This is a genomic window from Mycobacterium sp., from assembly GCF_035506235.1.
In the GTDB taxonomy this organism is placed as follows: Bacteria; Actinomycetota; Actinomycetes; order Mycobacteriales; family Mycobacteriaceae; genus Mycobacterium.
Genome location: NZ_DATJPU010000186.1, coordinates 1 through 12,821, shown reverse-complemented (window position 1 = coordinate 12,821; position 12,821 = coordinate 1). Strand labels below are relative to the sequence as shown.

Here is a 12,821-nt window from a genome sequence, read left to right as displayed (position 1 = left end):
CCACGCTCGGCGAGGTCACGCACCATCTCCTCGGCGAAAAACGGGTTACCGGCGGCCCTTTCGACGATCATGCTGGCCAACCCCCCGACCGAGGAGTCCGGTCCCAGCAGCTCGGTGACCAGTGCTGCGGTCTCCGAATCGCTCAGCGGCGCAAGAGCGATGCTCGAAGCACCGGGCACCTTGCCCAATGCACCCCGATATTCGGGGCGGTAGCTGATCAGCACCAGCGAGGGCGTCTGCGGGATCACCCTGACGAAGTCGGCCAGCATCGACTCGCTGACCTCATCGATCCAGTGGGCGTCCTCAATGATGTAGACCCTCGGGGTTTCGCGGGCCAGCGAGGCGGCGTTCACCAGTGCGGTCAACCGACGCCGACGGGCATCCGGATCGATCTTGGGCAGCTCCACTTCGGGATCGGCGACGCCCAGCAGGTCATGGAAAAGCAGCAAGTCCTCGGGCTCCGCGTCGGAAAACTGAGCCCGTATCCGCACTCGGGCGGCCTGCGGGTCAAGACCCCTGACGCCGGTGAGCGCACGCAGGAGCCGCGCCACCGCATGGAAGGGGACCTGGCTGGTGTGCGATTCGCAGAAGCCGGTGAACACCTCCACACCCCGGGTCGCTGCGATGGCAGAGACTTCACGCACTAGACGACTCTTGCCGATTCCGGGTGAGCCCACCACGCCCACCACCGCGCCGTGCCCGTCGATGGCACGGTCCAACAAGCTCTCGATGGCGGATATCTCCCATTGCCGACCGACCAGACTCGACTCAGCACGCCCGACAGCGCGATGCTCTTCGCCCATGCCCAACAGCCGATAGGCCGCCACGGGCGCGTCGACACCCTTGATCCGAATCAACTCAGATTCACCGAGATGCGCAGCGCCATCAACAAGTCGCGCTGTCGACTCGCTGACCATCACGCCACCAGCCGGAGCCGCCGATTCCATCCGCTGCGCCAAACCGACCTGCTGACCGACAGCGGTATAACCGAAAGACCCCGAACCGATCTCACCGGCGATCACCTGACCGGAATTGAGACCAACACGCAACTGCAGATCCACACCGTCGCGCTGTTCGACTTCGAAGGCAAGCCGCATGGCCTGCTCCTGAACACCCAAGGCCGCCAGACAAGCCCGGATCGCGTGGTCCTCCAATGCCACCGGCGCCCCGAACACGGCCATGATCCCGTCACCGGTGAATTTGTCCACCGTGCCGCCGTAGCGCTGTACAACGGCGGCACAGCGGTCGGCGAGGTCAGCCATGATCTCCCGGAGCCGCTCCGCCCCGACCGCTGCCGCGATGTCCATCGAGTGGACCACGTCGGCGAACAACACCGTGACCTGCTTGTACTCCGCACGGGCGTCGCGCTCCGCAACGGGTGCACCACAGCCGTCACAGAATCGCGCACCCTCACGCGGCTCGGTGCCACACGTGCGGCACGCCGCTATGGTCGTCACCCGACCTCCGCGAATCCCGGCCCCCGGTTCTCACAGGATAGGCGATTGGGCCCTCCGCGCGGGGCCGTCGGCTTCACAGTGGGTGATACCGATACGAAGTTTTGAGACTCTCATATGTCGTCTCTTTCGAGACGGCCCGTCTATTACCCCGCCGATCCCTCAACTAACGATGGGTGAGGGTGCTTAGTCTTCGGCGATCCATTGGCGGCCTTGGGCGGCGTCGGATTGGGAGAACGTCCGGTACTGGCCCGGCAACAAGAACCCGAAGAGCTCACTGAACTTCCCGATGTGCTTGGCCCAGCCAACATCGGTGACCACCGCACAGCGTTCCCAATCGAAGAAGTGCTCGAACCCGACTTTCTGGTCCTCCCAGACCGCACCGATGTCAAAGCCCTCCAAATCGGCGGGGATCTCGAAATAGATGCGCACCTTCTTGTGCCGATGCAGCCGATCGTCGAACTCCGGAATCAATACCTGCTCGTAGTCGGCCTTACTCACCTTCCCGTGGTAGGCGAAGGCAAGGACGTTGTCGGGAAAGCCCTTGAGCACTTCAATCATGAATTCCTTCTCGCATCCGGTCGCGGTCCACCCAATCAGCCTCTCCTCCTCAGGCCCGTTGACTCCAGAGGTCCAAAGTCACCCATCGGCAGAAATGAGACGTCTTTTGCGCGCAGGGCAACGACGACACGGCTCGCCCACTCAAGGTCAACTTGTCGCTGCCAAAGCCTCAGCGCACCCCTGACGGTGTTACGTGTCAAACGCCCGCAGGGGTGATGTCGACGTCGTCTGGGTGACCGCCGGGTGGGGGGACAATTTTGGATGACGATGTGGTGGTGATGGAACTGTCTTCTGCCCAGCGAGAGTTCACGATGTACGGCCCATCACACTGGGCCGTCATTGCTGTGTTCGCGATCGGTAGTGCGGTCCTGGTCTGGATCGGACACAGGCAGACCCCACCGCAAGCCCGGCGTTTGGGCCGCATCCTTGGGGCTCTCACGGCCGCCATTTTCGGTGTAGTGCTTGTGTATTCACTGATCCCGCCCACCATCGGCAGATCGGTACCGCTGAACCTAACCGATCTCGCGACCGCCGCTGCGGCCTACGCATTGTGGTCGCAGCGACACTGGGCCTTCGCCCTCACCTACTACTGGGGCCTCATTTTGAGCACGCAGGCGTTGATCTCACCGGTTCTGACCGGTCCCGATTTCCCCGACTACCACTTCCTCGGCTTTTGGGCGATTCACCTGCTCGTCGTCTGGGCAGCCATCTACCTCACGTGGGGCCGCAAGATGCGGCCCCGATGGCGCAGCTACCGCATCACCGTCCTGGTCACCGTGATTTGGGCAGCAGCCACCTTCACCTTCAACCGCATCACGGGCACCGACTACGGCTTCCTCAACGCAAAACCCCGCACCCCAAGCCTGCTGGACATCATGGGCCCCTGGCCCGTGTACCTACTGACTGGAACCACACTCATACTCATCGTGTGGGCCCTAATGACATGGCCGTGGGTCCGTTCAGAGGAATCCCGGGGGTCGACGAGTTGTTAGCCAGGTCGGCAGGCGATGGGTCTATTTCGATTTAGTCGTAGGCGTAGGTCACCATCTCAGCGGTGGTCATGGTTTCGCCCTTCTGGGCGAGCGATTCGTGGGTTTGGTCGCCGAGGACATCACGGAGGTGGGCGATTGTGGCATCGATTTGGGGGATAGGCCCCACGCGCCATGACAGTTCCGGCGAATTCACAGATCGTTGCGGCCCGTTCGTGGCATCCGACTCGGTCGAACAACGCGGCGAGTATTGGCATCGGGTACTGGAGGAATGAGACGCTGCCGGAGTCGTGGTAGCGGCGGATAATTGTGGTCAGGTAGCCATCTCACCGATGCCGCGAGGCGACGATTTCGCGGAGTACCTCTAGTGGCTGCTGCTTGGCAACCAAGTAACCTCCTAGCGAGTAGTTCCACAGACCGAATGCGATCGAAAGGAAACAGTGTCTTGAGTGAGCATGCATTAGAAGTGGTCTCGTGGGATCCCAGGGAGCACACCGACTTACCGGGCTTCGCGCACGGGCTAACCCGCTACGGGGGCCACTGGTTCGACGTCGGCATCTCGGTCGTGCCCCGCGATGTGGACCCGATGGAGGCGCTAGACAAAGCGTTCGCCAAGTTGCGCGAGATTGTGGCTAGCGAGCAACCGCACATCAGTTACTTCACGATTGATTTGAGGGTGGCCTCGAGCACTCCGGTTCCGCATCCGCACTGACTCAGCACGGGCAGCTCTCGGCGGAGACCAGCGCTCCCGACATGAGCCATTTACCGTTATCGCGGTGCTCGGTCCGGCTTGCCCTGCTGTACCGGATCAGCGAGGAACGGACCAGCGATCGACATCCCGATCTGCTTGGCGATCCGCTTGTCGGTCCAGCCCGGCGGCGTAGCTCCCAGATGATCCGGTCGCGTTCAGCGGCAGGGATTTGGATGTAGCCGAGGTCGTCTCCACCGTGCCTGCCCTTGCGATCAGGGCAGCCGCGTTCACTCCTCCGCCTGGATCGCTGCCGCCGTGTTCTCGCAGTACTCCTTGGCCTCCTCGATGGTGCCGCACACCTCGTAGTCCACGCCCCCGTCCGGGGTGATGATCTTCACCGCCCAGTCGTCTTCGTCCTGCTCGATCACGTACTCGCCCCCGTCCAGGTACGCGACCAGCTTGACCGTCTCCCACCTGAGCATCGTCGCCTCTCCGTGCCCGGCCCTGTGCCGTGGTCACTCCGCTATCAGCTACCCAGTCTGAGCCAGCTCCTGGTCAGCGGTCTGCTAACTGACAAATCTTTCAGTTAGCTTGTAATCCCTAGACGAATAACCACGTCGGCGAACAAAACGTGACCTGCCTGTACTCCGCGCGGATACCGGCATCTTCTACGGGTGAGCCACAGCCGTGACAAAACCGGGCATGCTCCAAAGGCTCAATGCCACACGTCCGGCACGCTGCTATGGCCGTCACCCGACCCCCGCCCATCCCGGGCCCCCGGTTCTCACAGGATAGGCGATTGGACGCTCCACGACGGGCCGTCGGCCTTCACGGTGATTCCGGCACAGAGATTTGAGAGGCTCGTATCTCCTGAGACCGTCCGCGCGAGCTCAAGCGGCCGGGTTACCTGCCGTTTGCGCGGCGGATGGATTGCAGTTGACCCCCGCGCTCATGTGCCGCCGTGCGGCGTCTGCGGCGGCTCGGGTGATCCATCCCCAAGCGCTTGGTGCTCGGGGGACGTCTCGTCGAGGGCCGCGATCCGCCGTGCATACAGGTTTATTCCGGGCCGCGCGGTCAGGCCATGCGCGAAGATGCTCAGCAGCACCGTCGCCATCACCGCAAGTCGGATTGTTGAGGTACCTGCCAACCCCGCCTCGTGCACCAGGTACACCAGCCCGAGCACGATGGACGCGAGACCCCTGGGGCCGAACCAGCCCATGAACAGCACGGTCGCCCGGCTCAAACGAGTTCCCACCAACGCCAGCGCAACAGGTGCCATGCGCACGACTGTCAGACTCAGCACGGCATAGAGCAGCACGGCCGGTGTGAAATGCCCCCAACCGCCGGCCACGACGGTGCCGAAGAAGAAGAACACGAAATAGTTGAACAGTTGCCCCCAGTTCTCAGTGAACTCGACACTCTGCCGGCCCGCAGCGTTGAAGCCGAATTGGACTGCAAATCCGGCGACGAACGCGGCGATGAACATGCTGGCCCCGGTCTCTTCGGCCACGATGACGCAGAGCAGCGGCAGCGCCACCACGCCGAGTTGACCGAGTGGAGGAGCCATCCAGTGCGTGCGGTGGGCAAGGCCGAGAAGCCATCCGCCTGCGCTGCCGATCCCAATTCCGATCAGGGTGCCGTAGCCAACCTGTTCGCCAAGGAAACGGGCGAGCACTGCACCCGCAGGCCCGCTGTTCTCCTCAGCAACGGCAAGCACGACAAACAACATCAGGAGCGGAACAGCCAGGCCGTCGTTGAGGCCGGCCTCAACATTGAGAGACTGGCGAATCGTTAGTGGCACTCGTTCGCTGCTCACGATCACCTGGCCGAGGCCGGCATCGGTTGGGGCGAGGATGGCTGCCAGGACGCCCGCTTCCCCCCACGACAGTCCGCTCAGCACGACAATCGCGCATAGGGCGCCTAACAAGATGGTCAGCGGCATGCCCGTGCTGAGTAAGCGGATGGGCAGGCTGCGGCCGGCCTTCAGCAGCGATCGGTTGATCCGGCTCGCGTCAGTAAAAAGCAACATCACCAAGCCCAGCTCCGCGATCAGGAGCAATACCTTGCGATCGAGCACCAGCTCGCGTGCCGCTTCTGGCAGCAGGGTCGTCGCAGCGCCGGCTGCCGTGAACAGCATCGGTGCAGTGATGAGGGTCGGTTGCAGCCGCTGCGAGACCAGGCTGTAAAGGAAGACGAGGACCACAAATACAGCCGTCAGGACCATGACTCGAACGCAGCCTCCGGAGAAGTGATCAGGCTTCGGGGCGTAAACCATGAGCATGCGGGTTCCGCAGCCCCGAGGCATGGTGTTTCGCAAATATCTTCTCGAGCACACCGAGCGCGGTTCAACAGCGAGCAATCGAAAGCCGCACGCCGATCTTGTGGTCGACACAAACCGATCCGGAATGCAAGCTGCGAGCGCCTCGGCCTGACGCGGCGATGCCGGCGTGCGCTCAGCGCACCACCAGCGTCGTTTACACCAATATCGTGTCGCTGCTGGTCAACGATGTCCGTGATATCGCCGTGCCGATTGTGAGACGACTGAGACGAAGTTTCGAGACTCTCATATGTCGTCTATTGCGAGACAGCGTTCAGTTCTGTTCGGGCCTGGTCGATTTGGTCGTAGACGTACGCCACCATGGCAGCGGTGGTCATCGTCTCGCCCGTGCGGGAGAGCGATTCGAAAGTGTGGTCGGTGAGGACTTCGCGCAGGTGGGCAATCGCGGTGTTGATTTGGGGGTAACTTGCACGCGTCCAGGTCGTTGCGGCGAACCCGCTGATGGTTGCAGCCTGTTTGTGGTGTCCGAGGCGGTCCAAAATAACGACGAGGATTGCCAACGGACTGTGCAGGTTGGTCACAGCACCCGAGTCGTAGTAGTGGCGGATTGCTAAGGTCAGGTACAGAAAAAAGTCGACGGGGTCGCAGTCGGTGGCCGCAAACATGCACAGCGTGACCGCTGCCGCCGACTCCATCTGTCGGTTGCCGCTCTCGCGAGCGACCGTCAACGCTCGGCGTAGGGAGTCAGACGTGGCGACCGGATCAGCGTCGTGGTAGGCAAGGCCGTGCGCTAAGAGCGCGAAGCAGGCGGTAACGGGATTGTCGGTTTCATCCGCCTCGTCGAGCAGGCCCTCCGAGGCCACCCTTGCCTCGTCACCCTCGCCCGAGAAATACAACGCCATAACCAGGCATGCGCGGGCGACCGGATGTGGGCCTGCACCGGCTGCTATCACACGGCGGCACACCTCAGCCCACCGCTCAGACTGACCGCCATGGCTGTAGGCAACACCGGTCGAGATTTCTATCTCGTGGGGAATCTCGGCGAAACTTAGGCTCTTCGTTACCTGGTGGCTGGCCTCGAGGTAGCCGACGGCGTCGTCCACCCGTCCGGCCGCGTGGCATTGCGCGGCGAGAACATAGAGCTGCGCAAGCCGTCGATGGTTGACCTCGCGCGCAGGTTCAATTAGGTCCTCGGTCCACGCGACGGGCTCGTACTGTTCGACCCAAGTGCCGAGGAATGTCGCACATATAGCGAGGGCCGTAGCGGTGTCGAGGTCGCCGTGGTCGGCGGCCCACCGAAACGCGGTGCGCAAGTTGGCCAGCTCGAGAGTGAACCAGTCGTAGGCCTCCCGCTGACGGGGGCTGTCCCACAGGGCCAGGATGTCGGCTTCGCGTCCGGCGAAGTAGCGCGAGTGGGCAGCCCGAATCTCGGATACTTCACCGCGGGCGACGAGTTGTTCCTCGGCGAATTGGCGGATCGTCTCCAGCATCGAAAACCGGGCATGCCCAGACGAGCGGTCGGCCACGAGCAGCGACTTGCGCACCAGGGCATCAAGCAGATTCAGCACTTCGAATTCGTCTTGAGCGGATCCGGCTACCGCACAAGCACTTCGGAGGTCGAAGCCGCCCGCGAACACCGAACATCGATTCAGCAGCACCTTCTCCGCGTCATCGAGCAGGTCGTAAGACCAGGCCACCGCATGACGGAGTGTTTGGTGGCGTGCCAGGCCGCGGCGGGAACCGACCAGCAGCCGGAATCGCTGATCGAGGCGATCACGCACGTCGCCGGCGGTCATCGACGCGATCCGTGAGGCCGCCAACTCGATGGCTAACGGGATGCCGTCCAGACGGCGGCAGATTTCCACCACAGCGTCGGCCTCGCCGGGCTGGGCCAGCGAGAAGTCCGACACGACACTTCGGGCGCGATCGACGAAAAGGTCCACGGCCGCGGATTCGGTTCCGGCGTTGACGTCAAGCGACGGGACACGCCATAACTGTTCGTCGCTGACCCCCAACCCTTCGCGGCTGGTCGCCAGAATCGTCACGGTCGCCGAGGCGGCCAGGATCGCCTCGACCAGATCGGCGACACTGTCGACAACGTGCTCGCAGTTGTCGAACACCAGCAGCCGGACTCTGCCCTCCAACGCGGCGGCGACACTGTTAGCCACGCTCTTGCCGGGCTGTCGGGTGATGCCCAGCACGGCGGCCAGCGCGTCGGGCACCGCCGCCGGATCGACGACCGCGGCTAAGTCGAAAAACCAGACCCCGTCGAGGAATTCATCGGCGAGCCGCGCGGCGACCTCCACGGCCAGGCGGGTCTTGCCGACCCCGCCGACACCGGTCAATGTCATCAACCGATGCGCCTTCACCGCGGCTTGCAGCTCGGCGACCTCCGACTCACGCCCAATGAAGCTCGTGGTCTGAGGCCGCAGATTCCCTGGACTCACATCCAGTGCCCGCAACGCAGGAAAGTCCGTCTGCAGGCCCGGCGCACTGACCTGGAATACCCCGACCGGGGTCGGCAGATCCCGCAACCGTCGCGGCCCCAGATCCACCAGATCCACCCCGCTGAGCAGACCCGCCGTCGACTCGGCCACAAGGATCTGACCACCATGTCCAGCGGCCATCACCCGCGCCGCACGGTTGAGCACGGCACCGAAGTAATCCGCCCCCCGCAACTCGGCCTCGCCCGTCGCGATCCCCATCCGCACCGGCAACTCCAGCGCCCGCTGCGCGGCCACCGCCGCATCGACGGCACAACTCGGCGAGGCGAACGCGGCGCACACCCCGTCACCGGTGTGCTTGAACATGAAGCCGCCGTGCGCCTCAATCGCAGAGCGCAACACCTCGTCATGGGCGGCCAGCGCCGCCCGCATCGCATCCGCGTCCTTCTCCCACCGACGAGTCGAACCCTCGACATCGGTGAACAGAAACGTCACCACCCCCGACGGGGCAGCCGCTGTCATGGCATCGCCTCGGCCCACGCGATATGCCCTTCGAAGCCAAGCGTTTTCGCCATGTCGAGGTAGCGATCTCTGAACTCCCGATAGCCGGTGTCGTCGCCATGGGCCTTAGCCACCAGGGCGCGCAGCCGCAGCAGCGGTAGTTCGTAGACGACGACACCCGGCTCCGTCGGCACTCGGGCGAGTCGCTGGATGGCAATCTCGGCCTCGGAAGCGTCGTTCTCATCGCCACGCGAGAGCAGCGTCTCCACCAGGACGGTCGTTCCGACACCGCGCCACGCCATGTCGCCGGTGTCGAAGAACTCGTCGACGAGTCGGCGCAACAGCGCTATGGCTTCGTCGAGGTCTCCGGCGCTGGCCTTGGCTTTCGCCGCTTCGATGTCGATGAACGGGTTCCATCCCCGAACACCCACGCGCTCGGCGAGTTCTCGCGCCCGCGCCAACATCCGCGTGCCCGCCAATGCCGCGGACCCCGGGCGCCGGAGCAGAATGGTGCCGCGCAGAACGTGAGCGGCCGCGAGTGTGAAGTCGTCGCCGAACTGCTCGGCCAGCCTTAGTATCTCCTCCGATTCGCTGACTGCCGAGTCGTCTGGCAGGAGCCAGCCCTGGGGCACGGCTGCGGCGTGCACGAAGGAAGTAACCAAGGCGCGCGATGTCAGGTCGAATCCGCGTGCCATGGATACCGCGCGGCGCAAATCGTCTTGCCATCCGTCGATGCCCAACCCAGCGCGAGCTACACCCCTGGTCATGGTTGCCAGCACCAGCGGCGACCCGATACTGCTGTGTGGGAGAAGTCCTTTGGCCGGGTCACCGTCGGCTATGTCGATGATTCGTTGCGCGATTCGTAGCAGTTCGCGCGCATCCCCGACGTAGATGATGTACACAGTCACGTTGGCCAGGAGCCGGATCGTCGTTTCGTCATCGAAGGACTCGGCTTTCGCGACGACCTCCCTTGCGAGTCGGCATGCCTCGGCGAGATCACCGTCGCGGTGGCGGGCCGACGCGAGCAGAGCCGTAGCGACCGCTTGTAACCTTTCGGTTCTGGACGCGCTGCACAACTGATCGAGCTCATCGAAGCCCGCTTCGGCAGTGGAGATGCCGACCCGCCAGGCCGTGGCGCACAGCATCGTGCGGGCCGTCGTCTGCATCGGCGCCCGGTCGGCGTCCGCCGCGGGCAGCCTGTCGGCGACATCGCGGGCGTGTCGCCAATTGGTGCGCGCCGCCCGGATGTCGCGGGTGGACGACCATGCGCCCGCCCGCATGTGCCACGTGAATGCTGCACGGAGATCGTCAGCCGCCTCCAGATGGGTCGCAATCACCGCCGCGCTCTGGTCAAGGCTCCCCGCATCGCATTCTTGAATTGCTGCGGCAATACGCCGATGTTGTTTGACGCGGACAGATTTCAGCTGCGACTCGTAGGCGACGGTCCTGAGCAATGGGTGCCGGAAAACGTACTCGACTCGCGGTTCACGTTTAGTCTGGTCGATGAGTTCGGCATCGACCAACGCGGCCAAATAACGGTCGGTGTCGCCGTCGACGATGGTGGCGATCATGTCGGCATCGAACGGGGAGCCAACCACAGCCGCGGAGTTCAGCGTCTGTTTGGCTGCGACATCGAGACGGTCGATGCGCGCTGCAATCGCGGCTTCCAGGGTTGCCGGTACCTTCACCTCGGCCGAACCGCCCGGGCAGGCGTATGCACCTCGGGTGCCGGTCAAGACGCCGCGTTCAGCGAGGTCACGCACGATCTCTTCGGCGAAAAACGGATTGCCACGGGCATGGTCACAGATCTGCGGCACCAGAGCACCGGCTGAGCATTGCGGACCCAGCAGTTCGGTGACGAGCGCTTTCGTATCGACATCGGCCAGCGGCGCAAGACCTATCGTCGTTGTGTTCGTTGCCTGCAGAAGCGCGCCCTGGTACTCAGGTCGGTGGGTGACGAGGACCATCGACCGATTCTGCGCCAGCACGAGAATCAATTCGGCGAGTAGGGCATCGCTGGCTTCGTCGATCCAATGGACGTCTTCGACGACGTACAGCGCAGGTGCACTTCGCTCAAGCAATGCGGTGTTGATCAAACGGGCCAGGCGCCTTCGGCTGGCGTCCGGTGGGATGTTGGGCATCGGATCGGCCGGGTCTGCGATGCCGAGCAAGTCCTCGAGCAGCAGAACGTCGTCACCGTCGCTGTCGGCGAACAATGCCCGAAGCTTAGCCTGGGCGACATCGGGTTCGGTCTCGCCGACGCCGAACGCCTCCTGTAGGAGGTGGGCCGCCACACCGAGTGGGACGTCGATGGCGTGGGATTGGCACTGCGCGCTGATCACATCAACACCACGGTCACGGGCCAGGGTCGCCATCTCGGAAGCGATTCGGCTCTTGCCGATACCGGGCGAACCGACAACCACCACTACCTGACCCTCGCCGCTGATCGCCCGCTCGAGGCGACCAGTCAACGTCGCCATTTCACGCGAGCGGCCGACGAACGTCGACAGCCGACGGTCGATTGCGGTCCTACTGTGCACACCAACCAGTAGCCGCGCGGCCACCTGATCCCGGGCACCCTTCACGTGCACGAATTGCGGATCGCTCAGCACCGCTGAATCCTGCACCAGGCGAGCGGTCGATTCGTTCAGCATTACCCCACCTGGCGGGGCCACCGATTCCATCCGCTGGGCCATACCGACTTGCTCACCGACGGCGGTGTAACCGAACGGTCCCGAACCGATTTCCCCGGCGATCACCTGACCGGAGTTAAGTCCTACCCGCAACTGCAGCTCGACACCGTCGTGCTCTCGGACGTCGACGGCAAGCTGCTTCGTCTCCTCCTGAACCCCCAAGGCCGCCAGACATGCGCGGGTGGCGTGGTCCTCCAAGGCCACCGGTGCGCCGAACACCGCCATGATCCCGTCGCCGGTGAACTTGTCCACGGTGCCGCCGTACCGCTGCACTACTGCCGAAGCACGGTCGATCAGGTCGGTCATGATCTCCCGCAACCGCTCCGCACCGACGGCAGCCGCGAGGTCCATCGAGTGGACCACGTCGGCGAACAGAACCGTGACCTGCTTGTACTCCGCCTGGGTACCGGCGTCTTGGACTGGTGAGCCACAACCATGGCAAAACCGGGCGTTCGCCAGCGGTTCGGTGCCACACGTCCGGCACGCTGCTATGGCCGTCACCCGACCCCTCCGCCAATCCCGGCCCCCGCGTTAAAGCGTCCTCTAAAGATAGCTGGTTGAACACTTCCACGGGGACCCCAAGGCTCGGAGGCGCGGATTCTCGGCTGTGCCTACCGAGCCGCCAACTCGGCCCCGTGGTGCCAGGAAAGAGCAATGATTATCTGGCCAATTTAACGGGTAGTTAACTTGTTGGCGTTGGGTTGAGCGACAAGCCCAGGGCAGCGCAGCCTATCGGCTATTCAGTGCTGGTGGCCTGGCTTGCGAGTGAATGCTTTCCCCTCCGTGGAGGTTGCCATGACTGGCACCGTTCATCACGTTCCCATGCACACCCCAACTGCCCCCCTCGCACGTAGAGGTCCTGGCCTCGGTATGGGCGACATCATTGGCCGAGCCGAAATGGTGTTGAGGCGGCGATATGACCTCGACGCCAGAGACGCCCATGAGTTGCTAGTCAAAGTTTCCGAACAGCAAAACCGGTCACTTGGGTCCGTTGCCCTGACGGTGACCGAACGGTGGGATACCACTGAGCCGTAACTCGGCTGGCAGCGTTTTGCCCCCCGAAGACACTGGGTACCTGGCAGGGTCATGGGGTGGGTGACGCAGCATGCGGTGGCGATCGTGGGGGCGTTGCTCGCCGCGTTCTGGGCCGCGGTCGGGATCGTGGTTCGGCAACACGTCGCGCAGGGCGTTCCCGCTGACAAGGCCATGT

General features: G+C 63.7%; 10 protein-coding genes. 3 read left to right on the top strand and 7 right to left on the bottom strand.

The genetic code is table 11. The annotated features are described in order from the left end of the window. Together VMD50_RS17605 and VMD50_RS17600 are read right to left on the bottom strand one after the other, a co-directional pair. The coding region (locus VMD50_RS17605; protein WP_325429069.1) for an AAA family ATPase at positions 1-1,457 on the bottom strand (1,457 nt) is incomplete at its 3' end. Between the two features lie 183 nt (positions 1,458-1,640). Continuing rightward, positions 1,641-2,015, bottom strand: a complete 375-nt coding sequence (locus tag VMD50_RS17600; RefSeq protein WP_325429067.1) for a SpoIIAA family protein — start codon at positions 2,013-2,015, stop codon at positions 1,641-1,643. Between the two features lie 278 nt (positions 2,016-2,293). On the opposite strand from VMD50_RS17600, the gene VMD50_RS17595 reads away from it, so the two are divergent. Then, positions 2,294-3,007 (top strand): YwaF family protein, encoded by a 714-nt coding sequence (locus VMD50_RS17595; protein ID WP_475447742.1) that lies wholly within the window; start codon positions 2,294-2,296, stop codon positions 3,005-3,007. 31 nt (positions 3,008-3,038) lie between these two features. Here VMD50_RS17595 and VMD50_RS17590 read toward each other — a convergent pair whose 3' ends face one another. Further along, on the bottom strand, positions 3,039-3,173 hold the full coding sequence (locus VMD50_RS17590) for a hypothetical protein (protein ID WP_325429065.1): 135 nt from the start codon (positions 3,171-3,173) through the stop codon (positions 3,039-3,041). Positions 3,174-3,449: 276 nt separating this feature from the next. On the opposite strand from VMD50_RS17590, the gene VMD50_RS17585 reads away from it, so the two are divergent. Continuing rightward, the gene (locus VMD50_RS17585) at positions 3,450-3,716 is read left to right on the top strand and encodes a hypothetical protein (protein WP_325429063.1); all 267 of its coding nucleotides are present in this window, start codon (positions 3,450-3,452) and stop codon (positions 3,714-3,716) included. Between the two features lie 266 nt (positions 3,717-3,982). Here VMD50_RS17585 and VMD50_RS17580 read toward each other — a convergent pair whose 3' ends face one another. The 4 genes from VMD50_RS17580 to VMD50_RS17565 all read right to left on the bottom strand — a co-directional run bounded on the left by VMD50_RS17580 (position 3,983) and on the right by VMD50_RS17565 (position 11,962). After that, positions 3,983-4,177 (bottom strand): hypothetical protein, encoded by a 195-nt coding sequence (locus VMD50_RS17580; RefSeq protein ID WP_325429061.1) that lies wholly within the window; start codon positions 4,175-4,177, stop codon positions 3,983-3,985. A 467-nt stretch (positions 4,178-4,644) separates the two neighbouring features. After that, positions 4,645-5,919: a cation:proton antiporter gene (locus VMD50_RS17575; protein WP_325429059.1), complete on the bottom strand. Its 1,275-nt coding sequence runs from the start codon at positions 5,917-5,919 to the stop codon at positions 4,645-4,647. Between the two features lie 350 nt (positions 5,920-6,269). Beyond that, positions 6,270-8,939, bottom strand: coding sequence for an ATP-binding protein (locus tag VMD50_RS17570; RefSeq protein ID WP_325429057.1), 2,670 nt, complete (start codon positions 8,937-8,939; stop codon positions 6,270-6,272). Continuing rightward, positions 8,936-11,962, bottom strand: coding sequence for an ATP-binding protein (locus tag VMD50_RS17565; RefSeq protein ID WP_325429071.1), 3,027 nt, complete (start codon positions 11,960-11,962; stop codon positions 8,936-8,938). The genes VMD50_RS17570 and VMD50_RS17565 overlap by 4 nt, the downstream gene beginning before the upstream one ends. Positions 11,963-12,406: 444 nt before the next feature. On the opposite strand from VMD50_RS17565, the gene VMD50_RS29895 reads away from it, so the two are divergent. After that, a complete protein-coding gene (locus VMD50_RS29895; protein WP_414686101.1) occupies positions 12,407-12,646 on the top strand; it encodes an ANTAR domain-containing protein in 240 nt (79 codons plus the stop codon). Positions 12,647-12,821: the final 175 nt, after the last annotated feature.

Coding starts and splice junctions, on each gene's coding strand:
- VMD50_RS17600 (WP_325429067.1), bottom strand. CDS start 2,015: ATGATTGAAGTGCTCAAGGGCTTTCCCGACAACGTCCTTGCCTTCGCC.
- VMD50_RS17595 (WP_475447742.1), top strand. CDS start 2,294: ATGGAACTGTCTTCTGCCCAGCGAGAGTTCACGATGTACGGCCCATCA.
- VMD50_RS17580 (WP_325429061.1), bottom strand. CDS start 4,177: ATGCTCAGGTGGGAGACGGTCAAGCTGGTCGCGTACCTGGACGGGGGC.
- VMD50_RS17575 (WP_325429059.1), bottom strand. CDS start 5,919: ATGGTCCTGACGGCTGTATTTGTGGTCCTCGTCTTCCTTTACAGCCTG.
- VMD50_RS17570 (WP_325429057.1), bottom strand. CDS start 8,939: ATGACAGCGGCTGCCCCGTCGGGGGTGGTGACGTTTCTGTTCACCGAT.
- VMD50_RS17565 (WP_325429071.1), bottom strand. CDS start 11,962: ATGGACCTCGCGGCTGCCGTCGGTGCGGAGCGGTTGCGGGAGATCATG.
- VMD50_RS29895 (WP_414686101.1), top strand. CDS start 12,407: ATGACTGGCACCGTTCATCACGTTCCCATGCACACCCCAACTGCCCCC.